27 protein-coding genes are annotated in these 26,002 nt (G+C 68.1%); 19 read left to right on the forward strand and 8 right to left on the reverse strand.

Annotated elements, in window-relative coordinates:
* Positions 1-141: 141 nt before the first annotated feature.
* From SPI01S_RS18025 to SPI01S_RS18040, 4 genes are all read left to right on the forward strand, one after another.
* A complete protein-coding gene (locus SPI01S_RS18025; protein ID WP_066725925.1) occupies positions 142-498 on the forward strand; it encodes a VOC family protein in 357 nt (118 codons plus the stop codon).
* A 35-nt stretch (positions 499-533) separates the two neighbouring features.
* The gene (locus SPI01S_RS23115) at positions 534-1,475 is read left to right on the forward strand and encodes a hypothetical protein (protein ID WP_245653654.1); all 942 of its coding nucleotides are present in this window, start codon (positions 534-536) and stop codon (positions 1,473-1,475) included.
* A gap of 255 nt (positions 1,476-1,730) precedes the next feature.
* On the forward strand, positions 1,731-2,336 hold the full coding sequence (locus tag SPI01S_RS18035; RefSeq protein ID WP_066725927.1) for an outer membrane protein: 606 nt from the start codon (positions 1,731-1,733) through the stop codon (positions 2,334-2,336).
* 195 nt (positions 2,337-2,531) lie between these two features.
* Complete coding sequence (locus SPI01S_RS18040) at positions 2,532-3,452, forward strand: LysR family transcriptional regulator (RefSeq protein ID WP_066725930.1); 921 nt, start codon at positions 2,532-2,534, stop codon at positions 3,450-3,452.
* A gap of 10 nt (positions 3,453-3,462) precedes the next feature.
* On the opposite strand, the gene SPI01S_RS18045 is transcribed toward SPI01S_RS18040, so the two are convergent.
* Positions 3,463-4,281, reverse strand: a complete 819-nt coding sequence (locus SPI01S_RS18045) for an LD-carboxypeptidase (RefSeq protein WP_066725933.1) — start codon at positions 4,279-4,281, stop codon at positions 3,463-3,465.
* A gap of 39 nt (positions 4,282-4,320) precedes the next feature.
* On the opposite strand from SPI01S_RS18045, the gene SPI01S_RS18050 reads away from it, so the two are divergent.
* The 4 genes from SPI01S_RS18050 (at position 4,321) to SPI01S_RS18065 (ending at position 7,525) form a co-directional block, all read left to right on the forward strand.
* On the forward strand, positions 4,321-5,715 hold the full coding sequence (locus SPI01S_RS18050) for a UDP-N-acetylmuramate--L-alanine ligase (RefSeq protein ID WP_066725936.1): 1,395 nt from the start codon (positions 4,321-4,323) through the stop codon (positions 5,713-5,715).
* A gap of 246 nt (positions 5,716-5,961) precedes the next feature.
* Complete coding sequence (locus tag SPI01S_RS18055; RefSeq protein ID WP_157084774.1) at positions 5,962-6,381, forward strand: hypothetical protein; 420 nt, start codon at positions 5,962-5,964, stop codon at positions 6,379-6,381.
* Positions 6,378-6,587, forward strand: coding sequence for a helix-turn-helix transcriptional regulator (locus SPI01S_RS18060; RefSeq protein ID WP_064311647.1), 210 nt, complete (start codon positions 6,378-6,380; stop codon positions 6,585-6,587). The genes SPI01S_RS18055 and SPI01S_RS18060 overlap by 4 nt, the downstream gene beginning before the upstream one ends.
* The gene (locus tag SPI01S_RS18065) at positions 6,584-7,525 is read left to right on the forward strand and encodes an alpha/beta fold hydrolase (protein WP_245653656.1); all 942 of its coding nucleotides are present in this window, start codon (positions 6,584-6,586) and stop codon (positions 7,523-7,525) included. The genes SPI01S_RS18060 and SPI01S_RS18065 overlap by 4 nt, the downstream gene beginning before the upstream one ends.
* A 9-nt stretch (positions 7,526-7,534) precedes the next feature.
* On the opposite strand, the gene SPI01S_RS18070 is transcribed toward SPI01S_RS18065, so the two are convergent.
* Together SPI01S_RS18070 and SPI01S_RS18075 are read right to left on the reverse strand one after the other, a co-directional pair.
* Positions 7,535-7,759 carry a hypothetical protein gene (locus tag SPI01S_RS18070; RefSeq protein WP_066725941.1) on the reverse strand — a complete coding sequence of 75 codons (225 nt, stop codon included), beginning with the start codon at positions 7,757-7,759 and terminating at the stop codon, positions 7,535-7,537.
* 10 nt (positions 7,760-7,769) lie between these two features.
* Entirely contained in the window at positions 7,770-8,771 is a 1,002-nt protein-coding gene (locus tag SPI01S_RS18075; protein WP_066726069.1) for a glycerophosphodiester phosphodiesterase, read from the reverse strand.
* A 123-nt stretch (positions 8,772-8,894) separates the two neighbouring features.
* Here SPI01S_RS18075 and SPI01S_RS18080 point away from each other — a divergent pair, with 123 nt between their 5' ends.
* Positions 8,895-9,806, forward strand: coding sequence for an XdhC family protein (locus SPI01S_RS18080; protein ID WP_066725944.1), 912 nt, complete (start codon positions 8,895-8,897; stop codon positions 9,804-9,806).
* A complete protein-coding gene (locus SPI01S_RS18085; protein WP_066725946.1) occupies positions 9,793-10,407 on the forward strand; it encodes a nucleotidyltransferase family protein in 615 nt (204 codons plus the stop codon). Before SPI01S_RS18080 ends, SPI01S_RS18085 begins: the two co-directional genes overlap by 14 nt.
* Here SPI01S_RS18085 and SPI01S_RS18090 read toward each other — a convergent pair.
* Genes SPI01S_RS18090 through SPI01S_RS18105 form a run of 4 tightly spaced genes read right to left on the reverse strand, consistent with a single transcriptional unit; the run spans position 10,376 to position 15,088 of the window.
* Complete coding sequence (locus SPI01S_RS18090; protein ID WP_066725948.1) at positions 10,376-11,575, reverse strand: ABC transporter permease; 1,200 nt, start codon at positions 11,573-11,575, stop codon at positions 10,376-10,378. The two genes, SPI01S_RS18085 and SPI01S_RS18090, sit on opposite strands and share 32 nt — an antisense overlap.
* 4 nt (positions 11,576-11,579) lie before the next feature.
* On the reverse strand, positions 11,580-12,290 hold the full coding sequence (locus tag SPI01S_RS18095; protein ID WP_066725950.1) for an ABC transporter ATP-binding protein: 711 nt from the start codon (positions 12,288-12,290) through the stop codon (positions 11,580-11,582).
* Between the two features lies 1 nt (position 12,291).
* Positions 12,292-13,617 carry an efflux RND transporter periplasmic adaptor subunit gene (locus tag SPI01S_RS18100; protein WP_066725953.1) on the reverse strand — a complete coding sequence of 442 codons (1,326 nt, stop codon included), beginning with the start codon at positions 13,615-13,617 and terminating at the stop codon, positions 12,292-12,294.
* Entirely contained in the window at positions 13,607-15,088 is a 1,482-nt protein-coding gene (locus SPI01S_RS18105; RefSeq protein WP_066725955.1) for an efflux transporter outer membrane subunit, read from the reverse strand. Before SPI01S_RS18105 ends, SPI01S_RS18100 begins: the two co-directional genes overlap by 11 nt.
* Positions 15,089-15,223: 135 nt before the next feature.
* Between SPI01S_RS18105 and acs the strand changes: the two genes are divergently transcribed.
* The 3 genes from acs to SPI01S_RS23290 all read left to right on the forward strand — a co-directional run bounded on the left by acs (position 15,224) and on the right by SPI01S_RS23290 (position 19,655).
* Positions 15,224-17,161 (forward strand): acetate--CoA ligase, encoded by a 1,938-nt coding sequence (gene acs / locus SPI01S_RS18110; protein WP_066725958.1) that lies wholly within the window; start codon positions 15,224-15,226, stop codon positions 17,159-17,161.
* 135 nt (positions 17,162-17,296) lie between these two features.
* Positions 17,297-19,327, forward strand: a complete 2,031-nt coding sequence (locus tag SPI01S_RS18115) for a M13 family metallopeptidase (protein ID WP_066725961.1) — start codon at positions 17,297-17,299, stop codon at positions 19,325-19,327.
* Positions 19,328-19,520: 193 nt separating this feature from the next.
* Complete coding sequence (locus SPI01S_RS23290; RefSeq protein ID WP_281179451.1) at positions 19,521-19,655, forward strand: hypothetical protein; 135 nt, start codon at positions 19,521-19,523, stop codon at positions 19,653-19,655.
* A gap of 96 nt (positions 19,656-19,751) precedes the next feature.
* Here SPI01S_RS23290 and SPI01S_RS18120 read toward each other — a convergent pair whose 3' ends face one another.
* A complete protein-coding gene (locus tag SPI01S_RS18120; RefSeq protein WP_066726072.1) occupies positions 19,752-21,545 on the reverse strand; it encodes a peptide MFS transporter in 1,794 nt (597 codons plus the stop codon).
* 127 nt (positions 21,546-21,672) lie between these two features.
* Here SPI01S_RS18120 and SPI01S_RS18125 point away from each other — a divergent pair, with 127 nt between their 5' ends.
* From SPI01S_RS18125 to SPI01S_RS18150, 6 genes are read left to right on the forward strand one after another with little or no spacing between them, the layout of a single operon-like run.
* The gene (locus SPI01S_RS18125; protein WP_066726075.1) at positions 21,673-22,254 is read left to right on the forward strand and encodes a nitroreductase family protein; all 582 of its coding nucleotides are present in this window, start codon (positions 21,673-21,675) and stop codon (positions 22,252-22,254) included.
* A gap of 37 nt (positions 22,255-22,291) precedes the next feature.
* Positions 22,292-22,654 carry a GntR family transcriptional regulator gene (locus SPI01S_RS18130; protein WP_066726078.1) on the forward strand — a complete coding sequence of 121 codons (363 nt, stop codon included), beginning with the start codon at positions 22,292-22,294 and terminating at the stop codon, positions 22,652-22,654.
* Between the two features lie 4 nt (positions 22,655-22,658).
* On the forward strand, positions 22,659-23,501 hold the full coding sequence (gene lepB / locus SPI01S_RS18135) for a signal peptidase I (protein ID WP_066725964.1): 843 nt from the start codon (positions 22,659-22,661) through the stop codon (positions 23,499-23,501).
* On the forward strand, positions 23,501-24,148 hold the full coding sequence (locus tag SPI01S_RS18140; RefSeq protein WP_066725967.1) for a hypothetical protein: 648 nt from the start codon (positions 23,501-23,503) through the stop codon (positions 24,146-24,148). The genes lepB and SPI01S_RS18140 overlap by 1 nt, the downstream gene beginning before the upstream one ends.
* Positions 24,149-24,152: 4 nt before the next feature.
* Complete coding sequence (locus SPI01S_RS18145) at positions 24,153-24,413, forward strand: hypothetical protein (protein WP_066725970.1); 261 nt, start codon at positions 24,153-24,155, stop codon at positions 24,411-24,413.
* Between the two features lie 58 nt (positions 24,414-24,471).
* The gene (locus tag SPI01S_RS18150) at positions 24,472-25,992 is read left to right on the forward strand and encodes an aldehyde dehydrogenase family protein (protein ID WP_066725973.1); all 1,521 of its coding nucleotides are present in this window, start codon (positions 24,472-24,474) and stop codon (positions 25,990-25,992) included.
* The last annotated feature ends 10 nt before the right edge of the window (positions 25,993-26,002 follow it).

The following is a 26,002-nucleotide window of genomic DNA, read 5'->3' on the forward strand; positions in this document are numbered from 1 at the left end:
GGGGATGCACAACTCCCTCTCCCCCTGTGGGAGAGGGAAGGGGCCCGCCGCCGGAGGCGGTGGGAAGGGTGAGGGGGACGTCTTCTCCAGCATGGGTGATTTGGAGTGGCGCACACCGCCCGGCGCGCATAGCCTGCGGCCATGGACCCGACCCACCACATCGTCGCCATCCTGCCCTGCCGCGACCTCGACGCGAGCACCGCCTTCTACCGCCGGCTGGGGCTGGAGGTAGCCAGTGATTACGGCCACTACCGCATCCTGGAAGACGGCCGCGGCTGGCACCTGCACCTGCGGCACGAGGCGAACACGCCCCAGGCGCCGGACAATCCCTTCGGGCTGTACCTCTATGTCACGGATGTCGACGCGGTGGCGGAGCGGGTGCGCGAGGCGATCATCCAGCCCGGCACGCCGCATGCGATGCCCTGGGGGACGTACGAGTTCGCGGTGTCGGATCCCGATGGGGCGCTGGTGCGGGTGGGGCGGGTGTTGGCGGGATAAGCGGGGTACCAGCCACCACGACAGGAGCATCCGATATGGGGTACGGTGTCATTACAGCCCTCTTCCTTGCCGCCACACCCATTCCGCCGACCGACGCGGTCGGCTGCTGGGCCCTGCGCGCCGATGGGACCGACCTGATGCGCTTTGCGCTCACCCGGACCCGCGCCGGCTGGTTGGGCAAGTGGCAGCATCCGAAGCATTTCTCGCTGGACAGCGATACCATGTGGCGGGTGACGGGGGCAGTCGTCGAGCAGGTGACCCCGCAGGTTCATGAGGTGCCGGGCGGCGTGGAACTCGTGTTCGACGATCCCTCGCCCGGTGCGGTTCCGGACAGGTTCGTCCTGACGCCCCAGGGCGTTACGGGGCAGCTCAGCTACAACCCCATCAGCGTGGAACCCTGGACGGTCCGGCGGGTCGCCTGCACCGCGCCCTTCGGCGGCTGGGACACCGGGCGAACCCATGTCCTTCCCATCGATCGGCCGACAAACCCCGAGATGACGGCGATCTTCAATGCCGACCAGGCCGCCCGATCGTCGGATACGGCCATCGACTGGGCCAAGGTGGGCCCGGAGGACCGCGAACGACGCGCCCGCACCCAGGCGCTGCTCGATGCCGGGAAACTGCAGAGCGGTGAGGATTATCGGAACGCCGCGTTCATTTTTCAGCACGGCGACAGCCCGGCCGACTATCTGAAGGCGCATGCACTTGCGGTGATCGCAGTGGCGCGGGGAAAGCCTGCCGCCACGTGGATCGCCGCCGCGACGCTCGATCGCTATCTGCAGGCGATCGGCCAGCCGCAGGTCTATGGCACGCAATTCCAGAACGGGGAAAGCGGCTGGTCGCAGGGGGCCTACCAGAAGGCGTTGCTGCCGGATGCCTTGCGAAAGGCGTCGCGGGTTCCGCCACTGTCCGATCAGGCGAAGCAGTTGCGCGAGTATCGTGGCGAGTCCGGTGAAACGGCCAAACCCGCCCCCTAAGAGGAGGTAGATGCCGCGCCGGGCGTGTGCTTGGGGCGGAACCGCGAAACGACAAGTCCCGGATTGGTTCTGTTTTGGCAACAGTCCTTCGCGATTTTGGCCCCTAATCGCGCAAGCGAAACGATCCCAGATGGCGGCAACGATGCAAGGGCAGGAAGTTGCCACGGACGAACGGCCGATCGGGATAGTCCCCGGACCGGCGCCCCGGCTCCTCCCGCACCTCGCACGACCGCAGAAGTTCAGAGGAGCGTACCAATGCAGAAGTTCATCGCTGGGTTTGCCGCCGTCGCCGCGCTGTCGATCGCCGGGGCCGCCCATGCACAGTCGTCGTCCACCCCGTTCGACGGCCCCTCGGTCGGTGTCCAGGGCGGCTGGGAGCAGACCGACGTCCGCAACCCCACCACCGATCTCGGCGTCGCGCCGATTCAGCGGAATCACAGCACCGGCGTGGCAGGCGGCTTTGTCGGCTATGACAAGCAGGTCGCGCCCAAGATCGTGATCGGCGGCCAGGCCGAACTCAACCTGCCGATCGATGCCGCGTTTGACCGCAATGGCGTGCAGATCGATCCCAAGCGTTCGATCGACCTCAGCGTCCGCGCCGGCTATCTCGTCACCCCGGCGACCCTGGTCTATGTGCGCGGCGGCTATGCCAATGAGCGCGTCGGCACCAGCATCGCGGCCAATGGCGTGACGCTGTCCCGTTCCGAAGACCGCGACGGCTGGCTGGTCGGCGGCGGCGTCGAGCGCATGCTCACCGACAAGGTCTCGACGCGGCTCGAATATCGCTACAGCGACTTCAGCAACGGCGACGGCAAGTTCGATCGGCACCAGGTGCTGCTCGGCGTCGCCTATCGCTTCTGAGCCAGCGCGGGAAGGTGCCCGGGCGGGTTCCCCCCCACCCGTACCGGCGCACCGCCCGCACTCCGCGCGCGTACCCCTCGCGCTGCGGCGTGCCCGGCCGGCCCTGCGACAGGCCGGCCGGGCGCGACACTTTTGGAGATCCAGGCGGATACCCATGGGACTTGCGCCGCGCGCGCCGGCCTGTATCCGCCGTGCATGCATCTCGATGACCTTGCCGCCTTCGCGCAGGTTGTGCGCCATGGCGGATTCACCGCCGCGGCCCGTGCGACCGGATCGCAGAAGGTCAAGCTCAGCCGCCAGGTGGCGCGGCTGGAGAACGACCTGCAGATGCGCCTGCTCGAACGCTCGACGCGCAGCCTGCGGCTGACCGAGGCGGGCCGCGAGATCTTCGAACATTGCGACGTGATCGCGGATCGAATCGAGGCGACCCGCCTGATCGCCCAGCGTACCCGCACCGAGATTGTCGGGCTGCTGCGCGTGTGCTGCCCGCCGGGCTTTGCGCGGGCGCTGGAGCAGGATCTGCTGCCCGGCTTTCTCGCCCGCCATCCGGGGGTGCGACTGGAACTGCACGTCACCAGCGAAGACGTCGACATGGTGCGCGATTCGTTCGACGTGATGCTGCGCGGCGCCAGCGACCTGCCCGCCAGCAGCAGCCTGGTGGTTCGCCAGTTCTCGCGCCTGCACCGGGTGCTGGTGGCGACCCCGGCCGTGGCCGAGGCCCATGCCGGCAGGACGCCGCTCGACCTGCCCGCACTGCCCACGCTCACCTTCGGCCCGCCGGGGCGCGAGACGCACTGGGGCCTGTTTCACCCCGATGGCAGACGCCACGAACTTGCACTCCTCCCCAGGCTGGCGAGCGACGACGGCACGGTGATCCTGGAGGCGGCGCGTGCCGGCCTCGGCATCGCGCTGATTCCGCTGGTGATCTGCCGCGACGCCCTTGCCGGGGGCGAACTGGTGCAGCTCTGGCCCGACTGGCGGATCGAGGAGTTCGGCATCGCGCTCTGCTACCCGTCCAAGAAGAGCATGACGCCGATGCTGCGGGCGTTCATCGACCATGTCGTGCCGGGGGTCGACCGGCAGCTCGCCGAACTGATGCTGGAGACCGGCGGCTGAGCGCCGCGGCTCAGGCGACGCCGAACGGCACGACGCGATTGGTCGAAATGTGCCCGATCGCGCAGCGGCCGAGATAGGGGACGGCCATTTCCCTGCACCAGCGCAGAATCATCTCGTCGATCGTCTCGCCGAAGGGTGGGTCGTTCTCGGCGATCGCGGTCACCGCGCCGAGGCGGATGCCGGCGATGCCCTTCAATTGCTCGGCATGGGCCATGTTGAAGAGCATCCGGTCGATCCGGTAGAGCGGCTCGTCCACTTCCTCGATCATCAGCACATGGTCGGTAAGGTCGGGCAGGTACTTGCTGCCGATCAGCGATGTCAGGATCGCGAGGTTGAACGCGGCGGCAGGGCGGCCGTCGGCAAGGCTGGGGTCCAGCCCGCGGCGGTCGCGGTCGATCAGCCAGCCGAGCGCCCAGCCGGTATCCGTGCCCGCGTCGTTCCTGCCGATGCTGCTCGCCATCGAGGCATGGACCGGATGGCCGATGCCGCGGGCGTAGAGCGCGCCCAGCAGGAAGCCCATGTCCGAAAAGCCCATATAGGTCTTGCGCCGCGCCGCCTCGCCCAGATGCGGCATCACCGCGTCGAGGATGCGGTTCGACCCATAGCCGCCGCGCGCGAACCAGATCGCGTCGATCGTGGGGTCGTTGGCGAACTCCAGGAACGCCGCCGCGCGCTCGGCATCGGTGCCGGCGAAATGGCCCGCCGAGCGATAGCATTGCGGGTGGAACACCACCTCGTGCTCGGGATAGGTGAGCGCCATGAACGCCGCCATGCGGGCAGACGATTCCCGGGTGACTGGACGCGCAGGTGCTACGACTCCGATCCGCATATGCTTGTATGGTCTCCTCGCTTCGCCGATAGCGTGCCCATGCAGCATGGCAAAGCAACCTTCTTCGTAGGGATCGGCGGATCGGGGATGATGCCGCTGGCGATGATCCTCGCCGGCCGGGGCGCCCGGGTCTCGGGTTCGGACCGCAGTCTCGACGGCGGGCGGCTGGCGGCCAAGTTCGACTGGCTGCGGTCGCGCGGCGTGGGGCTGTTCCCGCAGGACGGCAGCGGGGTGCAGTCGGCCGAGCAGGTGGTGGTCGCTTCCGCCGCGATCGAGGCCGGCGTGCCGGACATGGTGCGCGCGGCCGAGCTGGGCTGTGCGCGGATGTCGCGGGCCGAGCTGCTGGCGAGCCTGTTCAACGCCTCGGCGCTGCCGATCGGCGTGGCGGGGACCAGCGGCAAGTCGACCGTGACGGGGATGATCGGCTGGATCCTCCACGCCTGCGGGCGCGATCCCACCGTGATGAACGGCGCGGTGATGAAGAATTTCGCAGGGCCGGACGCGCCGTTCGCCAGCGCGCTGGTGGGGGCGGGGGACGCGTTCGTCAGCGAGGTGGACGAGAGCGACGGCTCGATCGCCAATTACTGGCCGCGCATCGCGGTGCTCAACAATGTCAGCCTCGACCACAAGTCGCTGGAGGAATTGCGGCTGCTGTTCGGCGCCTTCGCGGGCAAGGCGGCGACGACGGTGGTCAATGTCGGCGATGCCGAGAGCGCGGCGCTGGCGATGGGGCTGGATCGCGGGCGGACGGTCACCTTCGCGGTGGAGGCGGACGCGGACCTGATGGCGCGGAACCTGGCGCCGGAAGCCTTCGCGATCTCGTTCGATTTCGTTCGGGGCGAGACGGTGCGGCGGGTGCGGCTGCAGGTGCCGGGGCGGCACAATGTCGCCAATGCGCTGGCGGCGATCGGCGCGGCGATGGCGGCGGGGGTGTCGCTGGAGGATGCCTGCGCGGCCGTCGAGGGCTTTACCGGGCTGCGGCGGCGGTTCGAGCTGGTCGGCACGGGCGGCGGCGTGTCCGTGATCGACGATTTCGGGCACAACCCGGACAAGATCGCCGCGACGCTGGATACGCTCCACGCCTTTCCGGGGCGGTTGCTGCTGCTGTTCCAGCCGCACGGCTATGGCCCGCTCAAGGTGATGCGGCGCGAGCTGGTCGCGATGTTCGCCACCAAATTAGGCGCGGAGGATCTGCTCGTGCTGCCCGACCCGGTCTATCAGGGCGGCACCGTCGCGCGCGAGGTGACCAGCGCGGACATCGTCACCGATGTCGCGGCGACCGGCGCGCAGGCGCTGCACATTCCGGGGCGCGAGGCGGCAGCGGCGCATCTGGTGGCGCAGGCGCGCCCGGGCGACCGCATCGTGGTGATGGGCGCGCGGGATGATACGCTCAGCCAGCTGGCCGAGGACATGGTGGCGCGGCTCGCCAAGTAAATTCCTCCCCGGCACGGGGAGGGGGACCGCGCGGCGCAGCCGCGTGGTGGAGGGGCCGCGCCGGAGGCGCGGTGCTCGTCGGTAGCGCTGGACACACCGCCGCTCGCGCGGCGGCCCCTCCACCATGTGCTGGCGCACATGGTCCCCCTCCCCGTGCCGGGGAGGAATTTGATATGTCAACCACGCTTGACATGTAAAGCGTGATTGACGTAAAGCTTGCTTGTCTGATTCGCAAGGAGGCTTTACATGGCTTGTGGTACGATGAACGCCGCCCAGCGCCGGTACATGTGGCGGTTCCTGCCGGCGATGGGCGTCTATTCGGTGGTCATCGTCGGGTCTGGGCTGGCATCGCGCTGGTGGCATCCCGAGGGCTTCGGCCTGTTCGCGCTGGCGCTGGCGCCCGCACTGCCGCTGCTGGCCGCCATTGCTGCGATCGGCCTGTATCTGGTCGAGGAGAAGGACGAATATCTGCGCAGCCGCAACGCCATCGCCGCGATCGGCGGGCTCGGCATCCTGCTGGCCTTCACGACGGTCTGGGGTTTTCTCGAAGAAGGCGGCGTGGTCGGGCGCTTCCCGCTATGGGGGGCGTTCCCGCTCTGGGCCGCCGGGCTCGGCGTCTGCCAGGGGCTGGTCCATCTGCGCGATGGCTCGGGAGGCGAGGCATGAACAACCGCCTCCGCGTGCTCCGCGCCGAACGCGCGTGGAGCCAGCAGGACCTGGCCGAACGGCTCGAGGTCTCGCGCCAGAGCGTCAACGCCATCGAGACCGGGCGCTACGATCCCTCGCTGCCGCTCGCCTTCAAGATTGCCGACCTGTTCGGCCTTGCGATCGAAGACATCTTCCTCAATCCCGCCAAGGAGCAGGATCAATGATGCACGCCCTTTGCTTTGCCGCTTCCCGCGTTTCGACCGGCCGCTGGCTGGCCATGGCGCTGGCGATCTCGATCGCGTCTGCCTCCGGGCAGAGCCATGCCGCGCCTGCGCCGGTCGCCGTCGCCGAGACGCTGGTCCAGATGGACCATATCTCGGTACAGGTCGTCGGGCGTGGCAGCCCGGTGATCCTCATCCCCGGCCTGTCGAGCCCGCGCGCGACCTGGGACGGGGTGGTGCCCGAGCTGATCAAGAACCACCGCGTCTATCTGGTGCAGGTCAACGGCTTCGGCGGCGACGATCCGCGCGGCAACCTGCAGCCCGGCATCCTCGACGGGATCGTCGCCGATCTCCACACGCTGATCGTCGATCGCAAGCTGGGCGCGGTGCCGCTGGTCGGCCATTCGATGGGCGGGCTGGTTTCGCTGATGCTGGCGCGGTCGCACCCCGGGGACGTCCAGAAGGTGCTGGTCGTCGACGCGCTGCCCTTTATCGGTACGCTCTTCGCACCGGCGGCAACCGCCGATACGCTCAAGCCGCAGGCCGAGATGATGCGCGCGCAGATGGCGAGCCTCTACGGCAAGCCCTTTCCCGAGCAGGTCGGCCAGATGATCGCCCGGCAGAACGCGCTGAAGCCCGCATCGCAGGCCAAGGTCGCGGGCTGGTCGGCCCGGGCCGACATGCGGGTGAGCGGCCAGGCGATCTACGAGGACATGATCACCGATCTGCGCCCGGAACTGCCGAAGATCGCCGCGCCGATTACCGTGCTGGTGCCGTGGACCGATGCGCGCGGCGGCGAGGAGCGGGTGCTGGGCCTCTACCGCGCGCAATATGCCGGGGCGTCAAAGGCGACGATCCGCGGCGTGGGCGACAGTGGCCACTTCATCATGCTCGACCAGCCGGATGTATTTGCGCGGGCGGTGATGGCCTTCCTGGGATAAGACGGTACTTCAGCGCGGGTCGTTCTGGCAGCGCTCCGGGTGCTTGCGACATTCCTTTTCGCGCTTGCGCATCTCGCGGCCGCGGTTGCGATCGGCCTCGTCCTGGCTGGTGGTGGTCCAGTCGACCGCCTTGGCGCCGGCCTTGACCGGCAGGGTCACCACGTTCGCGGCAGTCTTCACCACGCATCCTCCCGCCAGCAGCGGCAGCACCAGCAGGGCGGGCAGGATACGCATGGGACTTTCCTTACTTCGGGTTGGCTTTGAGGAAGCTATCCCGAGCCGGCACGCCGATGGAAGGGAAATCGGTGAAGAAGCCGTCGATCCCCGCCTCGAGGAACGCGGTGATCTCCGCCTCCAGCCGGCCGTGCGTCGCCGGATCGGTGCCGGTGCGATAGGCGGGCATCAGGAAGAAATTCTCGGCGCGGAAGGTCCAGGGGTGGAGCTTCAGCCCCGCCGCATGCGCATCGGCGACCAGCGTCGAGGGCGTGCCGTCCTTGGCGAGGATCTGGGTCAGCTCGGGGCCGATGCCAGTGGCATATTGCGCGATTGCCTTCAGACCCTCCGGCGTCGCCATCTCCTTGTAGCTGGCGAAGGCGTGATCGGCCGGGCCCTGGCTGCCGGCCATCAGCTGGATCAGCGGCACCCTGGTCATCGTCTTGAGCTGCTTGAGGTTGTTGACCTCGAACGACTGGATGAACACCGGCGCATCGGCACGGTCCCAGCCAGCCGCCTTCAGCTTCGCCACCAGCCGCCCTTCCAGCGGCAGGCCGATCGAGGCGAAATAGCTCGGGTGCTTGGTCTCGGGATAAATGCCGATCGTGCGGTGCAGCCGGGCGGACTCTTTCTTTGCCAATGCGATGATCTCGTCGAGCGTCGGGATCGTCGCCTGGCCGTCATAGGCGGTGTTGCCGGGACGGAGCTTGGGCAGCCGCTCCCTGGCGCGCAGCGTCTTGAGCTCGGCGAGCGTGAAATCCTCGGTAAACCAGCCGGTGATGGTCTCTCCGTCGATCGTCTTGGTGGTCTTGCGGGCGGCGAACTCGGGATGCGACGCGACGTCGGTCGTGTCGGTGATCGCGTTCTCGTGCCGGGCGACCAGCTCGCCATCCTTGGTGGGGACGAGATCGGGCTCGATGAAATCGGCACCGAGGTCGATCGCGCGCTGATAGGAGAGCAAAGTATGCTCGGGGCGCTCGCCGCTGGCGCCGCGATGGGCGATCACGACGATGCGGGGCATGGGCTTCTGCATCGCGTGATCCTGTCCGAAAGCGGCGGCGGGCGCCAGCAGGGCAACTGCCAAAAGCATCCATCTCGTCACGAAACTCTCCTTCGGTTAGGCGGTTAGGCAGCGGATGTGACGGGAGCGAGACAAGTGGCCGACAACGACAGCGTATTGGCAGCCGCCGAGGCGTGGCGCGGCGCGCGCATGGCGCTGGCGACGGTGGTGACCACCTGGGGCTCCGCGCCGCGCCCGCGCGGCAGCCATTTGCTGGTGCACGAGGACGGCCGGTTCGAAGGCTCGGTCTCGGGCGGGTGCGTCGAGACCGACATCCTGCAGACCGCCGCCGAGGTGATCGCCGGGGCGCCGGCGGTGGTGAAGGAATATGGCGTCGCCGATGCCGCCGCCTGGGAAGTGGGCCTGCCCTGCGGGGGGCAGATCGCGGTGCTGGTGCAGCCGGTGGCCGCGAACGGCTTCCCGCCCGAATTGTTCGACGCGATCCGCGCCGCCCGCGCCGAGGGGCGGCCGCTGGAGGTGGGGACCGACCTTGCCAGCGGGCAAAGCGCGATCGGCGGGGGCGGCTTCGTCAACCGCTATGATCCACCGCGCCGGCTGCTGATCGTCGGCGCGGTGCAGATCGCGCAGGCGCTGGCGGGGCTCGCGCGCGAGCTGGGCATCGCGACGACGGTGATCGATCCGCGCGGGCGCTTCCTCACCGAGGCGCGGTTCCCCGGGGTCACGCTTGACGACCGCTGGCCCGACGAGGCGGTGGCCGCGCTTCGGCCCGATCCGGCGACGGCGGTGGTGACGCTCAGCCACGATCCCAAGATCGACGACGCCGCGCTGCTCGCGGCGCTGGCGCACCCGACCGGCTATGTCGCCGCGCTGGGATCGCGGCGCAGCCATGCGGCGCGGCTGGAACGACTTGCCGCCGCGGGCGTCTCTGCCGATAACCTTGCGCGGATCGAGGGGCCGGCGGGGCTTTCGATCGGCGCGATCGGTCCGTCCGAGATCGCCCTGTCCATCGCCGCCGCCATGGTGAAGACCTTCCATGCTGACTCCTGAGAAGACCGCCCTCGTTCTGCTCGCCGCGGGCCGTTCCGATCGGTTCGGCGATGGCGACAAGCTGACCGAGGATTATCTCGGCCACCCGCTCGCCTTCCATGTCGTGACGGCGCTGGAGCGAATGCCGTTCCTCGCGCGGATTGCGGTGGTGTCGTGCACGTCGCTCGATTTCGCGGCGCGCGGCTTTCAGGTGATCGAGAACCCCGATCCGGCGCAGGGACAGGCGCGCTCGCTGCGCTACGGTGTCGAGGCGGCGGAGAAGGCGGGGGCACAGGCGGTGCTGATCGCGCTGGCGGACATGCCGCGGGTTACCGTCACCCACTGTTACCGGCTGTTCGATGCGTCGGACAATGGCGCGACGCTGGTCGCTTCGAGCGACGGGGTGCAGCCGATGCCGCCGGCGCTGATCGGCCGCGACCATTTCGCCGAATTGTGCAGCCTGGAAGGGGATGCCGGCGCCCGCACGCTGATCCTGCGCGGCCACCATGTCATCACCCGGCCCGAGGAGCTGGTCGACATCGACACGCGCGAGGATCTGGAGGCGCTGCGCGGGCGCGAGGCTGCCGCGGCTATTCGTGCCGCAAGGCGTCGATCGGATTGAGCGCGGCGGCCCGCCGGGCCGGGAAGAAGCCGAACACGATCCCGATGAGTGCCGAGATGGCGAAGCTGAGCAGGTTGATCGAGAGATCGAACTGGAAGGGCAGCGTGGCCAGCGTCGCCAGCCCCCAGGAGGCGAAGAAGGCGAGCATGACGCCGATCAGGCCGCCCAGGCACGACAGCGCCACCGCCTCGACCAGGAACTGCAGCAGCACTTCCTTGCCCAGCGCGCCGATCGCCAGGCGGATGCCGATTTCACGGGTGCGCTCGGTGACCGAGACCAGCATGATGTTCATGATGCCGATGCCGCCGACGAGCAGGCTCACCGCGGCGATGGCGGCGACGAACAGGGTCATCTGGGACATCTGGTTCTGCACCGTCGACGCGAATTCGGCGCTGTCGAAAATGTCGAAATTGTCCGGCTGGCCGGGTGCGAGATGGCGGCGTTCGCGCAGCAGGCCGACCAGCGACTGCTTGACCGACGCGGTGTCGTAGCCGGATGCGACGGCGATCTGGATCGCCAGCACGTTCTGGTTGCCGACGAAGCGCCGCTGCACGGTCTTCAGCGGCAGCACCACCGTGGAGTTGGGATCGCTGAAGCCGGCATTGTCGCGCTTCTTCAGCACGCCGATCACTTCGCAGCTGACGGTGCCGAGCCGGAAGCGTTCGCCCACCGGATCCTCGTCGGCGAACAGGTTGGTGCGGATCGTGTCGCCGATCACGCACACCGACTTGCCGGCGCTCTGCTCGGCATCGGTGAAGCGGCGGCCGCCGGCGAATTCCAGGTTCTGGGCGTCGAAATAGTCGTTGCTGGTGCCGGTGACGGAGGCCGTCCAGTTCTGCGCGTTGCGGACCGCCAGCGCCGAGGACGAGGCTTGCGGCGCCACGGCGCGAACGCCGCTCACCTGCTGGCGGATCGCCTGCACATCGGCATTCTCGAAGCTGGGCGGGGCGTTGCCGCCGCCGCGCCGGCCGCCGCTGGGGAAGACGGTGAGCGTGTTGCTGCCGAGCGAGCTGATCGACGCCTGCACCGAGGCGGAGACGCCGTTGCCCAGCGTCACCATCGTGATCACCGCCGCGACGCCGATGATGATGCCCAGCGTCGTCAGGAAGGAGCGCAGGATGTGCCGGCGGATTTCGCGCAGCGAGAGGAGCAGGGTGGTGAACAGCATCGCCTCAGGCCCCGCTGACGGCGCCGGCGGGGACCTCGGTCCGCTCCACCAGCCCGTCCTTGAAATGCACGATCGTCTTGGCGAAGCTGGCCATTTCGGGCTCGTGCGTCACCATCAGCACGGTGATGCCCATGTCGGCGTTGAGCCGCTGGAGCAGCTTCATGATCTCCACCGAGCGTTCGCTGTCCAGGTTGCCGGTCGGTTCGTCCGCCAGCAGCACGTCGGGCTGCGTCACGATCGCGCGGGCGATGGCGACGCGCTGTTGCTGGCCGCCGGAGAGTTCGGACGGCGTGTGATCGGCCCAGCGATCGAGCCCGACCTGTTCCAGCGCCGCCATCGCCGCATCGCGCCGCGCCTTGCGATGCTCGCCGCGGTACAGGAGCGGGAGTTCCACATTCTCCAGCGCGGTGGTGCGCGCGAGCAGGTTGAAGCCCTGGAACACGAAGCCGAGATAGCGGCGGCGCAGATAGGCGCGCTGGTCGCGGTCCAGCTGCTCGACATGCACGCCGCGAAACAGGTAGCTGCCGCCGGTCGGCACATCGAGGCAGCCGAGGATGTTCATCGTCGTCGACTTGCCCGAACCCGATGCCCCCATCACCGCCAGGAACGCGCCGGGCTCGATCGTGAGATCGACGCCCTTCAGCGCCTGGAACGCGGTCGGCCCCTCGCCGAACGTCTTGGTGATGCCCCGGAGCTGGATCAGCGGCTCGGCCATGTCAGTTCTGGTCGTCCTTGGCCGGCTTGGCCGGGCCGTTGGCCTGGATGCCGACGATCACCTTCATGCCGGGCGTCAGCTTGGTGCTGGTGACGGCGGTGCGGCTGCCGTCGCTGGGGCCGGTGACGACCTCCACCTTCTCCGGCTTGCCGTCCTTGCCGACGACATACACAGTCTGCTTGCTGCCGCGGCCGATCGCCTTTTGCTGGTCCTGCCGTCGCGGCCCGAACTGGATGCCGCCGCCGCCCTGCTTGGCGCCGCTGTCTTCGGGCGTGAAGCGCAGCGCCCCATTGGGGATCAGCAGCGTGTTCTCGAGCTTCTCGACGCCGATCGTCGCGGTGGCCGTCATGCCCGGGCGCAGCGTCAGGTCCGGATTGGCGACCGAGAGGACGGCTGCGTAGGAGACGACCTGGTTGGCGGTGCTGGTGCTCGTCGCCGCGGTCGTGGAGGCGGTGGAGGCGGTAAGGTTCGAGCCGAGATCGACGCGGGTGATCTGCGCCGGGAAGGTGCGGCCGGGGAACGCGTCCACGGTGAAGCTGGCGGGCTGGCCGACCTTCACCGATCCGACATCGGCTTCGTCGATCGCCACTTCGAGCTTCATCTGGGTGAGGTCGCGCGCTATCACGAACATGGTGGGCGTGCTGAACGAGGCGGCGACCGTCTGGCCGGCATCGACCTGGCGGGCGAGCACCACGCCGTCTACCGGCGAGTGGATCACCGATCGGGTGCGCTGCGTTTGGTTGGACGACAGCGAGGCCTGCGCGGAGACGACGTTCGCTTCGGCCGAACGCAGATTGGCGATGGCGCGCGCGACCGCCGCGCGGGCGGTGTCCAGCTCGGTCTTCGCAGGCACCTTGCCGCCCGACAGGCGGTTGACCTCTTCCATGCGGCGGAGCTGCGCGGTCGATTCGTCGACGGTCGCCCTGGCCTGGGCCACCGCCGCCTGGTTGGCGGCGAGCGCCGCGCGGCTCTGGGTGATCGCGTCGTCGAGCCGCGAGGGGTCGATGATCGCGATCGGCTGGCCCTCGGTCACCCGGTCGTTGACGTCGACCAGCACCTTGAGGACCAGGCCCGAAATTTCCGAGCCCACCGTCACCTGCCGGGTCGGCGCGAGGCGGCCGGTGGCGGAAACGGTTACGGACAGCGCGCCCTTTTCGGCCGGCACGGTGATGTAGCTGGGCGGCGGCTTCGGCGCGAAGCAGCGCGAGACCAGCAGCCCCAGCACCACCACGACCAGCGCGACGATGATCCAGCGCAGGTTCCGCCGCCACCATGGGCGACGCTTCGTGCCCAGAAAGGCGTTGAGGTCCTGAGGTTCACTGGCCATCGGTGGCGCTGCCTGTCTTTGGAGGGAGGGGCGGGATCGGCGCGGCTTCGTCCCAGCCGCCGCCCAGGGCAACGTAGAGCTGGATCAGCGCGGTCGCCTGTTCGGATTCGGCCTGGGACAGGCCGTTCTTGGCCGAAAGCAGCGTGCTTTCGGACTGGTTGAGCGTGGTGAAATCGGTGAGGCCCGAGCGATAGCGGAAGCGGGCGAGCAATGCCTGGTTGGTCGCCGCTTCCAGCGCGGTGCGGAATTCGGCCTCGCGGGTGCGGGCGGCCTGGAGCGCGACGATCGCGTTCTCGATCTCCTCCATCGCCTGCAGCACGCTCGCCTTGTACGCATAGAAGGCGCCGTCCGCGCCGGCGCGGGCGGAGCGGAGCTGGCTGCGCAGCCGGCCGGAATCGAAGATCGTCTGGGCGACATTGGCAAAGGCGCGGCCGGTGATCAGGTCGAGCAGCGAACTCAGCGAGCCGCTGCCGGAGCTGATGCTGCCGCCGAGGCTGAGGCTTGGATAGAGCTGCGCGCGGGAAATGCCGATCTGCGCAGTGGCGACGGCGAGATTGCGTTCGGCGGCGCGCACGTCCGGCCGCTGGCGCAGCGCATCGGCGGGGATGCCGGCGGCAACGCTCGCGGGGCCGCGGGGGATCGGCTTCTGCGCTTCCAGCGCGCCACGCAACGCGCCGGGGGTCTGGCCGGTCAGCACGCCCAGCCGCGCGACGTTGCCGGCGTAGCTGCTTTCCAGCTGCGGGATGGTGGCGGCGGTCTGCGCGCGCTGGGCGCGGGCCTGCTCGGCATCGAGCGAGGAGACGAGGCCCGCCTGGACGCGCCACTGCGCGATCTGCAGATTCTCGGTCTGGATGGCGAGGCTCTCGCGGGCATTGGCGAGCTGCGCCTGGGCGAGCCTGGCCAGCACATAGTTGCGTGCGGTCTCGGATTCGACCGAGAGCAGGACCGCGGCACGATTGAACCCCGCCGCCTCGTAATTGGCCCGGGCGCTGCGCACGCTGCTGCGCACGCCGCCGAACAGGTCGACCTGGTAGCTCGCGTCCAGTCCCAGCGAGAAGTTGCTGCTGCCGCCTTGCGAGAAGGAACCGATGGTGCCGTCGGGCAGCTGGGTGGTGATGCTGCCGCCGCGCAGCGGCTCGTTGCGCGAATAGCCGGCCGATCCGCTGACGGTCGGCAGCAGCGCTGCGCGGGACTGGACCAGCGACTCGCGCGCCTGGCGGAGCCGGATCACGGCCTGGGCGATGTCCAGGTTCGCGGCCTGCGCCTGGCCGATCAGCTGGCCGAGCATCGGATCGTCGAACTTGTCCCACCAGCGCGACAGATCCTCGCGCGCCTGTTGCTGCGGATCGACCGAGAACCGATCGGGCAGATCGATCGGCGCCGCGCTCTGCTGCGGGTGGGCGGAACCGGTGGAGCAGGCCGTCAGCGGCAGCGCCGCACAGAGCAATAGAGCAATCGCGGGTCGTGCCATGCCGTCTTATATGACTGATACGCCTGCGCTGATCCACCAAAAAAACATGTCGATCCGAAACGATCTTGCGGCACCGGGTGCCTTGCCTAGCCACCCCTTGCGCTCCTAGATGCCCGGCGACCAGGAGGGGTCTTGATGAGCGAGAATCTGTATCCGGTGCCGGAAGCCTGGGCGCGCCATGCCCGCGTCGACGCCGCAGCGTATGAACGTCTCCACGCCCAGTCGCTGTCCGATCCGGACGGCTTCTGGCTCGAACAGGCCAAGCGGCTCGACTGGATCGTGCCGCCTGCCACCGCCGGGGACTGGTCGTTCGACGAGGCCGATTTCCGCATCCGCTGGTTCGCCGACGGCAAGCTCAACGTCGCCGCCAACTGCCTCGACCGCCATCTGGCGACCCGCGGGGGCGAGACCGCGATCCTGTGGGAGCCGGACGATCCCAAGGAAGAGGCGCGCCGGATCACCTATCTGGAGCTCTACGAGCAGGTCTGCCGCTTCGCCAATGTGCTGAAGGCGCAAGGCGTGCAGAAGGGCGACCGCGTCACCGTCTACATGCCGATGATTCCCGAGGCGGCGGTGGCGCTGCTCGCCTGCGCGCGGATCGGCGCGGTGCATTCGGTGGTGTTCGGTGGCTTCTCGCCCGAGGCGCTGGCCGGCCGCATCGTCGATTGCGACAGCCGCATCGTCATCACCGCCGACGAAGGCCGGCGTGGCGGCAAGCGCGTGCCCTTGAAGGCCAATGTCGATGCCGCCCGGAAGCACGCCCCGGTGCTCGAGAAGATCATCGTGGTGCAGGCCACCGGCGGCGACGTGGCGATGCAGCCCGGTCGCGACCTCTGGTATCACGAGGAAGCCGCCAAGGTTGCGGCCGACTGTCCGGCCGAGCCGATGGACGCCGAGGATCCGCTGTTCATCCTCTACACCTCGGGGTCGACCGGCAAGCCCAAGGGCGTGCTGCATTCGAGCGGCGGCTATCTGCTCTGGGCCGCCTACAGCCATGAGGTGGTGTTCGATTACCGGCCGGGCCAGGTCTATTGGTGCGCGGCCGATATCGGCTGGGTCACCGGCCACAGCTACATCGTCTACGGCCCGCTGGCGAACGGTGGCACGACGCTGATGTTCGAAGGCGTGCCGACCTGGCCCGACGCCGGCCGGATGTGGCAGGTTGTCGATCGGCACCAGGTCGAGATCCTCTACACCGCGCCGACCGCGCTGCGCGCGCTGATGAAGGAGGGTGATAGCTACGTTACGTCGACCAGCCGGAAATCGCTCAAGCTGCTCGGGTCGGTAGGCGAGCCGATCAACCCGGAGGCATGGCGCTGGTATCATGACGTGGTGGGCGAGGGGCGCTGCCCGATCGTCGACACCTGGTGGCAGACCGAAACCGGCGGCCACATGATCACCCCGCTGCCGGGCGCCACCGCGCTCAAGCCGGGGTCGGCGTCGATGCCGTTCTTCGGGATCGAGCCGCAGCTGGTCGACGGCGACGGCGCGTTGCTGGAGGGTGCGACCGAGGGCAACCTCGTCATCGCGCGCAGCTGGCCGGGGCAGATGCGCACCGTCTGGGGCGATCACGAACGCTTCTTCCAGACCTATTTCACCACCTATCGCGGCAAATATTTCACCGGCGACGGCTGCCGCCGCGACGCCGACGGCTATTACTGGATCACCGGCCGGGTGGACGACGTGATCAACGTCTCGGGCCACCGCATGGGCACCGCCGAGGTGGAGAGTGCGCTGGTGCTGCACGACAAGGTGGCGGAAGCCGCGGTGGTCGGCATGCCGCACGACATCAAGGGGCAGGGCATTTATGCGTATGTCACCCTGAACGCCGGGGTGGAATCGAGCGAGGCGCTGCGCAAGGAACTGCGCGACTGGGTGCGGACCGAGATCGGCCCGATCGCGACGCCCGACGCGCTCCAGTTCGCGCCGGGGCTGCCCAAGACGCGCTCGGGCAAGATCATGCGCCGCATCCTGCGCAAGATCGCCGAGGGCGATGTAAGCAGCCTGGGCGATACCTCGACGCTGGCCGATCCGGCGGTCGTGGATGACCTGGTGGCGAACCGGGTGGGTTGATCCTTTCCCCTCCTCCCTCGACGAGGGGGGAGGGCTGCCCCTTCAGCCGTATCTGTTGTAACAAAATTCCATTGCAGCGCTATTCAGTGGCCGTTACACTCCCCTAATACACACTGGGTGGGGGTTTCTAACACCATGAAAATGCGTCGTTCCTTGTTGTTGACCAGCGTTGCCGCGCTGCTCGTTTCCGCGCCTGCGCTCGCCCAGACCGGCCAGCCTAAATATGGCAGCTTCGGCGTCGACCTGACTGCGCAGCAGACCGGCGTGAAGCCCGGCGACGACTTCTGGACCTTTGCGAATGGCGGCTGGGCGTCGCGCACCGAGATTGCGGCCGACCGCACCTCGGCGGGCCCGTTCGTCGATCTCGCGCTGGCAGCCGAGAACAACGTGCGCGCGCTGCTCGACGACATGGCGAAGAATCCCGCCGCCTATGGCGCGACCGGCAAGCAGATCGGCGATTTCTATGCCAGCTGGATGGACGAGGCGGGCATCGAAGCCCGCGGCGCCGCGCCGCTGACGCCCTATCTCGCCCGCATTGCCGGCGTGCAGGACAAGACCGCGCTGCAGGTGCTGTTCGCGAGTGTCGGCTACGCCTCCCCGGTCGACGTGGACATCTCGCCCAGCCTTGCCGATCCGACCAAGTACACCGCCGCTGTCGGCCAGGGCGGCCTGGGCATGCCGCGCGACTATTTCCTGAACCAGGGCGCGAAGTTCGATGCGGCCCGCAAGGCGTATCGCGCCTATGTGCAGCAGATCCAGGAACTGGCCGGCATCGCCGATGCCAGCGCGAAGGCGGACGCGATCATCGCGCTGGAAACCGCGATGGCGAAGGTGCAGTGGTCGCCCGAGCAGAGCCGCGACATCGCCAAGCTCAACGATCCGCAGACCATCGCGGGCCTCAAGGCCAAGGCGCCCGAGTTCGACTGGGCGCTGATGCTGAAGACCGCGGGCGTCGACAGCTCGCCGCAGATCCTGATGACCCAGAACACTGCGCTGATCGCGCTGGGCAAGATCTTCGCCGAGACGCCGCTGCAGACCTGGAAGGATTATGTCGCCTATCGTTTCGTCAGCGATCACGCGACCTATCTGCCCAAGGCGTTCGACCAGGCGCGCTTCGACTTCTATTCGAAGACGCTGTCCGGCGTGCCGGTGCAGCGCGAGCGCTGGAAGCGCGGCGTGCAGATGGTCAACGGCGCGCTCGGCGAGGCGGTGGGCAAGGCCTATGTCGCCAAATATTATCCGCCCGAAGCTGAAAAGCAGATGGCCGAGCTGATCGAGAATCTCCGCGATTCCTATCGCGAGCGGATCGCAGCCTCGACCTGGATGGACGAAGCGACCCGCAAGGCCGCGCTCACCAAGCTCGCCGCGTTCGAGCCGCGCATCGGCCATCCCGAGAAGTATATCGACTATTCGTCGCTCGCCGTGGAGCGGGGCGACCTGCTCGGCAACGTGATGCGTTCGGGTGAATTCCAGCACCAGCTGGCCCTGTCGCGCTTCCCCAAGCCGGTCGATCGCAGCCTGTGGGCGATGACCCCGCAGACGGTGAACGCCTATTACAACCCGCTGTCGAACCAGATCACCTTCCCGGCGGCGATCCTGCAGCCGCCCTTCTTCGATCCCTATGCCGATCCGGCGGTCAATTACGGCGCGATCGGCGCGGTGATCGGCCATGAGATGGGCCATGGCTTCGACGACCAGGGCAGCATGTTCGGCCCGACCGGCAAGTTCGAGAACTGGTGGACGCCCAAGGCCAAGGCCGATTTCGCGGCGCGCACCACCGCGCTGGCCGGCCAGTACGACACCTACGAGCCGGTGCCGGGCACCAAGATCAACGGCAAGCTGACCCTGGGCGAGAATATCGGCGATCTCGGCGGCGTCGAGGCGGCGTATGGCGCCTATCAGAAGTACCAGGCCAAGCACGGCAAGGCGAAGGCGGTCGGCGGGCTGACCGGCGACCAGCGCTTCTTCCTCGCCTATGCCCAGGCCTGGCGGGTGAAGGTGCGCGAGGATGCGCAGCGGCAGGCGCTGCTCACCGATCCGCACTCGCCGGCGACCGCGCGCGTCAACGGCATCGTCCGCAACGTCGATGCCTGGTACAAGGCGTTCGACATCAAGCCGGGCGACAAGCTGTACCTCGCGCCCGAGCAGCGCGTGCATATCTGGTAAGCGCCACGCGTATTTTTACGGAAAGGGCCCGGCGGCGACGCCGGGCCCTTTTGCGTTTCACGAGGGAAAACCTTGTCAGTTGCAGCGACTGCAAGTGCCGGGCCGGGGCTTTGCAGTTGCAGACTCGGGAGCGCGGAACCAGATGCGGCGCCCGCGCTGCATTGCAGCAACGCTGTACCCCCGAGGATTTTTCATGTTTTCGCTGATCGCGCTATATTTCGCCCATCGTCGCCTGGCAGCCGAGGCTGCCCAGCCGATCGCGGCGACCGCCGGCGACCGCGTGGCCGCCAACGAGCAGGACGCGCTGATCCTGCCGCTCGCGGCCTGAACGAGACTCGTTCGCCCACCCCCCCCTCGGGCGAACGACAGGGGCGCCGCAGTCCCCCCATTTCCGCGGCGCCCCGTCCCTCTTTCCTGACGGCGCTTACTTGACGCCGTGCATCCAGCGCTTGAGCGGCCAGCTGAGCAGCAGCAACAGCAGCCCGAGCCCGATCGCCCATTCCGAAATCAGCGTGAACACGCTGAGATAGGTCTCCAGGCTGACCTTCAGATTGGTCACCTGGCCGCCCACCGTCTCGACGCTGGCGAACTGCGCGATCACCCCCGCGACATATTGCGCGACCGAGATCGACAGGAACCACACGCCCATCATCATTCCGACGATCCGCGCGATCGACAGCTTGGTGATCATGCTGAGGCCCACCGGCGAGATGCACAGCTCGGCGAAGCTGTGGATGAAGTAGAGCCCGGCGATCCACCACACCGATACCTTGAAGCTGGTATCGGCCCAGTTGGCACCCCACACCAGGAACAGGAAGCCGCCGCCGACGGCGATCAGCGCGATGCCGAACTTCACCGGAATGCTCGGCTCCAGCCCGCGCCGGGCGAGTCCGCTCCACAGCATCGACATCAGCGGTGCGAGCAGCACGATGAACAGCGCGTTGAAGCTCTGCGTCTGGCCTGCGGTCATGCTGAACCAGCCGAAGATCGACAGGTTGGTATTGCGATCGGCGAACAGGGTGAGCGACGAGCCCGCCTGTTCGAACAGCGTCCAGAACACGACGTTGAAGACGATCAGCACCATCGCCGCCATCATCATCTGGAACTCGCGGCGATCGCCCGCGAAGAACGACCAGAGCAGGATCGCCGGCACGCCGATCAGGAAGGTGCCGAACAGCAGCTTGCCCATCAGCGACAGCGACGCGACATAGCCGAGCAGGCCCGATCCGGCCGGCGCGGGCTCGGCCGCCATCAGGTTGATGTAGAGCAGGTAGAAGAGCGGGATGACGCACAGCGCGCCGATATAGATCAGGATCTGCTGGCGCCCGGTGGCGGCCTTCACCGGCGGTTCGCCGATGCCGTTCAGCTTGCCGCCGTCCATCTGGATCAGCGCCCAGGAGAACAGCATGCCGATCGCGGCGAGGCCAAAGCCTGCCCACCAGCCGACCGTCACCGCCAGCCACGGGCACAGCGCCTGGGACAGCGTGGAGCCGAGATTGATGCCCATGTAGAAGATGGTGAAGCCGGCATCGCGGCGGGTGTCGCCATTGGGGTAGAGCTCGCCCACCATGGTCGAGATGTTCGGCTTGAAGAAGCCGTTGCCGACCGAGACCATCGACAGCGCGATCAGCATCACCATCACGTAGAAGGGGCTGCGATCGGCTTCGGAGACGAACCCGCCCTTGGCGATGGTGCGCACCGTCTGGCCGTTCTCGCTGAGCGTGATCGAGCCGTCGTCATTGCCCTTGATGCGCTGCTTGTGGCCCTGGTCGATCACATAGCGCTGCTCGCCCGCTTCGGTCTTCTCGACCGAGACCTCGTAGCGCTGGCCGTCGATCTTCGCATAGGGCGTGGCGGTCTGGCCGCCGAAGCACAGCACGAAATAGCCGATCGACATCAGGATCGCGCCGAACTTCACCGCGCGCTTGGAGCCGAGGAACTGGTCCGCCAGATAGCCGCCGATCAGGGGCGTCAGATACACCAGCGCCGTATAGCCGCCATACAGGCCGGTCGCCTCGCGATCGCCGAACAGGAAATGCTGGGTGAGGTAGAGCGTCAGCAGCGCCCGCATGCCGTAGAAGCCGAAGCGCTCCCACATCTCGGTGGAGAAGAGGCGCGCCAGCTGGCGCGGATGGCCGAACCAGGTCTTTTCGTCGGCAGGGTTTACGTGGGAGATATCCGGTTCTGCCGGGGAATCGGCAGTGGGTGTTTCGACCATGCAGGTGTCCTTGGAGTTGGGTGCCGGGCGCATGGGCCCGATGCATGGGCGTGCAGACTAGAGCCTGCATCGCCGGTGTAAAGCCGTGCGGCTTGGCGGCGGCGGGGCGGCGCCCTAGATGGCCGCCATGACCTTCAACGACCGCACCACGCCGCTCAGCCTTCTCCAGACCCGCCGCTCGGGCAAGCCGCGCGACCTGACGGGCCCGGGGCCGAGCCCCGCGCAGCTCGACCAGATAGTGGCGATCGCCGCACGCACGCCCGATCACGGCAAGCTGGCGCCCTGGCGGTTCGTCATCGTGCCGGACGAGGCCCGCCCCGCACTCGCGCTGAAGCTGGTCGAGATCCTGCGCGCCGAGAAACCCGATGCGACCGCGCGCGACGAGGAAGCCGCGGCGCAGTTCGCCACCCAGGCGCCGTCGCTGGTGGTGGTGCTCTCCGCCCCGGTCCAGCCGCACAAGGTGCCGCTGTGGGAGCAGGAGCTGTCGGCCGGGGCGGCCTGCATGAACCTGCTCCACGCCGCGCATGCAATGGGCTTTGCCGGCGGCTGGCTGACCGGCTGGCCTGCCTATTCCGATGCGGTGCGCGATCTGTTCGGCAGCGAAGGGCAGCGTATCGCCGGCTTCGTGTTCCTCGGCACGCCCGCCCGCCCGCTGGAGGAGCGGCCGCGCGGCGAGCTGAGCCGGATCGTCCATCGGTGGAATCCCTGAGTATGGACTCAGCGCCCCTGTGCTGTATTATGGCACCATGACAGCCCTGGAGCACGAAGACAGCCCGGTCTACCTCAAGCTGCGCGCGATCATCGCCGCCGCGATCCTGCGTGGGCAGTATCGCGCCGGGGACCAGCTTCCCTCGGTCCGTGCGCTCGCCGCCGAGCATGGCGCGAACCCGCTGACGGTGGCCAAGGCCTATCAGAGCTTCCAGGACGACGGCTATGTCGAGGTTAGGCGCGGTGTCGGCATGTTCGTTGTCTCGGGCGCGGTCGAGCGGTTGCGGACGGCGGAGCGCGAGCGGTTCCTGACCGGCCTCTGGCCGCGCGTGCGCGACCATATCGCCCTGCTCGGGCTGGATGCGCGCGCGCTGCTCGACGGCAGCCACGAGATCGCCTGACGCCATGGCGGGGGATCCCAAGCCCGGCTGGCTGCGCACGCTGGGGGGCTGGTTGGTCGCGCTCGGCATCTTCTTCCTGTTCCAGAGCGCGGTGGCACGGCCCTATTACATCCCTTCGGGTTCGATGATGCCCGCGCTGCGCACCGGCGACCGGCTGGTGGCGAGCAAATTCCCCTATGGCTTTTCCCAGGCCTCGCTGATGATCCACGGCAAGGACATCGCGAAGACCCGGCTGTTCGGCCGCACGCCCGATCGGGGCGACATCGTGATCGTCGTGCGCCGCGGCGACGGCGAGGACCTGATCAAGCGCGTGATCGGCCTGCCGGGCGACACGGTGGAAGTGCGCCACGGCCAGCTGGTGCTGAACGGCAAGCCGGTGCCGCGCGTGCCGAACGGCCATGCGATGATCCCGGTCGACGCGGCGGTGCCGTGCGACGAGGGCCCGCTTGCGGCGTTCCGAAAGGCGGGGCCGGACGGCAAGCCCTATTGCCAGCTGCCGCTCTTCCGCGAGACGCTGCCGAACGGCGCCAGCTACGACGTGGTCGATCTTGGCGATACGGTGCTGCCCAATGGCTATCTGAGCCCGGGCGATACGTACGGGCCGATCACCGTGCCGGCGGGCCATGTGTTCCTGATGGGCGACAATCGCGACCAGTCCGCCGACAGCCGCTTCGGCTCGGACGAGCTGGGGCTGGGCGGCCCGGTGCCGCTTGAGACGATTGCCGGGCGCGCGGAGTTCGTGACGCACAGTTTCGATGGCGAGGGTTCGTGGTTCAACCCGCTGGCCTATGTCACCGCGATCCGCCGGGATCGCAGCTTCACCAGCCTTCGGCCCCAACACGACTGATGCAGCTGGAAGGGGATTATGGCGCAGACGGCTATGCGCTCGTGCGCGGCATCGTGCCGCCGGCGGTGTGTAATGCGCTGCTCCGGCAGATCGACGGGGATGTCGTGTCGAAGGTGCCGGCCGGCCAGCTGATGCGGCAGCCGAACCTGCTTAAGCGCGAGGCGGTGGAGCTGTACGGCTTTCACTACCCGCCGCTGCTGGGCTTGCTGTGGGGACTGACGCCCACGGTTTCGGGCTTGCTGGGGCTCGATCTGTTGCCGAGCTACAGCTATTTCCGCATCTACCGCGAGGGCGATGTGTGCCGCGTGCATTGCGACCGCTATGCGTGCGAAGTGAGTCTGTCGTTGACGCTCGACTATAGCGACGGCGTGCCCTGGCCGTTGGAGATGGCCAGGGTGGCGGTGCCGCCGAGCGGGCTCGTCGAGGATGATTTCGGTACCCTGCCCTATGGGGCGGTGGAGATGCAGCCGGGCGACGGCGTGCTCTACCAGGGCGTCGAGCGCCGGCACGGACGGATCACGCCGAATCCCAATGGCTGGTCGGCGCATCTGTTCTGCCATTGGGTGCGGCGCGACGGCCCGCACGCGGCACATGCTTTCGACGGGCGCGCGGACGCGGCGCAGCCGGTCAATTTCAGGCTCGGCTGAGGCAATGCACCAGCTGGTCACGATCGGCGTGGTGCTGCTGGTACTCGGGTCGATTCCGTTCCTGGTCCGGCTCGGGCGCCGCCATGCGAAGGGGCGCATGGGCGGGGCGGCGCTGCTGCTCGGCCTCGCCTTCGGCCATCTGTTCGATCCCGCCAAGGCGCAGGCGACCGAGTCGATCCAGAAGCGGCGCGAGCAGGGCGAGGCGGCCGGCGAAGAAGCGGGCGCGGCGCCATCCGGAACCTCCCCTAAGCACCTCTCCGAATAGGGCTTTCGCGCCGCCGGGCGCATCCCTCCCGCCGACAGGGTATCGGAGGGAGGAAGCGATGTTCGAACAGGCGATCCAGACCGTGCGGACGGAAGGGCACCAGCCCGCCCGCTACGGCAATTTCATCGGCGGCCGCTGGGTCGATCCCGTCGAGGGCCGCTGGTTCACCGACCACAGCCCGATTAACACCAGGCCGCTGGCGGAGATCGCCCAGTCCACCCCGGCGGACGTCGAGGCGGCGCTCGATGCCGCGCATGCCGCGCGCCGGCGCTGGGCCGCGGTATCGCCGCAGGAGCGGGCGCTGATCCTCAACCGCGTTGCCGATCGGCTCGAGGCGAATCTGGAGCTGCTCGCGCTCGCCGAGACGATGGACAACGGCAAGCCGATCCGGGAAACGCGCGGCGCCGACGTGCCGCTGGCGATCGACCATTTCCGCTATTTCGCCGGCTGCGTCCGCGCGTCCGAGGGCACGATCTCGACGATCGACGAGAAGACCATCGCCTATCACTTCAAGGAACCGATCGGCGTGGTCGGCCAGATCATCCCGTGGAACTTCCCGCTGCTGATGGCCGCCTGGAAGATCGCGCCGGCGCTGGCGGCGGGCAATTGCACCGTGATCAAGCCCGCCTCGCAGACGCCGCTCAGCCTGCTGCTCTTCGCCGAGCTGACGGCGGATATCCTGCCGCCGGGCGTGGTCAACATCGTCACCGGGCCCGGGGCCACGGTGGGCCGGGCAATCGCCGCCAATCCGCGCGTCGGCAAGGTGAGCTTCACCGGCGAGACCACCACCGGCCGCCAGATCATGCAGTACGCCGCCGAGCATCTGATCCCGCAGACGATGGAACTGGGCGGAAAGTCCGCCAACATCTTCCTGGCGGACGTGATGCAGGAGGACGATGCCTTCCTCGACAAGGCGCTGGAAGGCTTCGCGCTGTTCGCCTTCAACAAGGGCGAGGTGTGCACCTGCCCCAGCCGGGCGCTGGTGCAGGAATCGATCTTCGAGAAGTTCATGGAGCGGGCGGTGAAGCGCGTCGGCGCGATCCGCGTCGGCGATCCGCTCGACCCCACGACGCAGATGGGGCCACAGGCGTCCGAGGACCAGCTCCACAAGATCCTGGGCTATATCGACATCGGCCGTAGCGAACTGGCCGAGTGCGTGACCGGCGGCAGGCGCGCACTGCCCGGCGGCGCGCTCGACCAGGGCTATTTCGTCGAGCCGACGGTGTTCGTCGGCCACAACAAGATGCGGATCTTCCAGGAGGAGATCTTCGGGCCCGTTCTCTCCGTCACGACGTTCAAGACGGTGGAGGAAGCGATCGAGATCGCCAACGACACGCCGTACGGCCTGGGCGGCGGCGTGTGGAGCCGGAACGGCACCCATGCCTATCAGATCGGCCGCGCGATCGAGGCGGGGCGCGTCTGGACCAATTGCTACCATGTCTATCCCGCGCATGCGGCGTTCGGCGGGTACAAGGAATCGGGCTTCGGGCGCGAGACGCACAAGATGATGCTCGATCACTATCAGCAGACCAAGAACCTGCTGGTCAGCTACGACACCGCCGCGCGCGGCCTGTTCTGAACCGGAGAGG

It is taken from the genome of Sphingomonas pituitosa NBRC 102491, from assembly GCF_001598435.1.
GTDB lineage: Bacteria > Pseudomonadota > Alphaproteobacteria > Sphingomonadales > Sphingomonadaceae > Sphingomonas > Sphingomonas pituitosa.

Bases quoted from the DNA above. Each gene is read 5' to 3' on its own strand.
- SPI01S_RS18025 (WP_066725925.1), top strand. From the start codon at position 142: ATGGACCCGACCCACCACATCGTCGCCATCCTGCCCTGCCGCGACCTC.
- SPI01S_RS23115 (WP_245653654.1), top strand. From the start codon at position 534: ATGGGGTACGGTGTCATTACAGCCCTCTTCCTTGCCGCCACACCCATT.
- SPI01S_RS18035 (WP_066725927.1), top strand. From the start codon at position 1,731: ATGCAGAAGTTCATCGCTGGGTTTGCCGCCGTCGCCGCGCTGTCGATC.
- SPI01S_RS18040 (WP_066725930.1), top strand. From the start codon at position 2,532: ATGCATCTCGATGACCTTGCCGCCTTCGCGCAGGTTGTGCGCCATGGC.
- SPI01S_RS18045 (WP_066725933.1), bottom strand. From the start codon at position 4,281: ATGCGGATCGGAGTCGTAGCACCTGCGCGTCCAGTCACCCGGGAATCG.
- SPI01S_RS18050 (WP_066725936.1), top strand. From the start codon at position 4,321: ATGCAGCATGGCAAAGCAACCTTCTTCGTAGGGATCGGCGGATCGGGG.
- SPI01S_RS18055 (WP_157084774.1), top strand. From the start codon at position 5,962: ATGGCTTGTGGTACGATGAACGCCGCCCAGCGCCGGTACATGTGGCGG.
- SPI01S_RS18060 (WP_064311647.1), top strand. From the start codon at position 6,378: ATGAACAACCGCCTCCGCGTGCTCCGCGCCGAACGCGCGTGGAGCCAG.
- SPI01S_RS18065 (WP_245653656.1), top strand. From the start codon at position 6,584: ATGATGCACGCCCTTTGCTTTGCCGCTTCCCGCGTTTCGACCGGCCGC.
- SPI01S_RS18070 (WP_066725941.1), bottom strand. From the start codon at position 7,759: ATGCGTATCCTGCCCGCCCTGCTGGTGCTGCCGCTGCTGGCGGGAGGA.
- SPI01S_RS18075 (WP_066726069.1), bottom strand. From the start codon at position 8,771: ATGCAGAAGCCCATGCCCCGCATCGTCGTGATCGCCCATCGCGGCGCC.
- SPI01S_RS18085 (WP_066725946.1), top strand. From the start codon at position 9,793: ATGCTGACTCCTGAGAAGACCGCCCTCGTTCTGCTCGCCGCGGGCCGT.
- SPI01S_RS18090 (WP_066725948.1), bottom strand. From the start codon at position 11,575: ATGCTGTTCACCACCCTGCTCCTCTCGCTGCGCGAAATCCGCCGGCAC.
- SPI01S_RS18095 (WP_066725950.1), bottom strand. From the start codon at position 12,290: ATGGCCGAGCCGCTGATCCAGCTCCGGGGCATCACCAAGACGTTCGGC.
- SPI01S_RS18100 (WP_066725953.1), bottom strand. From the start codon at position 13,617: ATGGCCAGTGAACCTCAGGACCTCAACGCCTTTCTGGGCACGAAGCGT.
- SPI01S_RS18105 (WP_066725955.1), bottom strand. From the start codon at position 15,088: ATGGCACGACCCGCGATTGCTCTATTGCTCTGTGCGGCGCTGCCGCTG.
- acs (WP_066725958.1), top strand. From the start codon at position 15,224: ATGAGCGAGAATCTGTATCCGGTGCCGGAAGCCTGGGCGCGCCATGCC.
- SPI01S_RS18115 (WP_066725961.1), top strand. From the start codon at position 17,297: ATGAAAATGCGTCGTTCCTTGTTGTTGACCAGCGTTGCCGCGCTGCTC.
- SPI01S_RS23290 (WP_281179451.1), top strand. From the start codon at position 19,521: ATGTTTTCGCTGATCGCGCTATATTTCGCCCATCGTCGCCTGGCAGCC.
- SPI01S_RS18120 (WP_066726072.1), bottom strand. From the start codon at position 21,545: ATGGTCGAAACACCCACTGCCGATTCCCCGGCAGAACCGGATATCTCC.
- SPI01S_RS18125 (WP_066726075.1), top strand. From the start codon at position 21,673: ATGACCTTCAACGACCGCACCACGCCGCTCAGCCTTCTCCAGACCCGC.
- SPI01S_RS18130 (WP_066726078.1), top strand. From the start codon at position 22,292: ATGACAGCCCTGGAGCACGAAGACAGCCCGGTCTACCTCAAGCTGCGC.
- lepB (WP_066725964.1), top strand. From the start codon at position 22,659: ATGGCGGGGGATCCCAAGCCCGGCTGGCTGCGCACGCTGGGGGGCTGG.
- SPI01S_RS18140 (WP_066725967.1), top strand. From the start codon at position 23,501: ATGCAGCTGGAAGGGGATTATGGCGCAGACGGCTATGCGCTCGTGCGC.
- SPI01S_RS18145 (WP_066725970.1), top strand. From the start codon at position 24,153: ATGCACCAGCTGGTCACGATCGGCGTGGTGCTGCTGGTACTCGGGTCG.
- SPI01S_RS18150 (WP_066725973.1), top strand. From the start codon at position 24,472: ATGTTCGAACAGGCGATCCAGACCGTGCGGACGGAAGGGCACCAGCCC.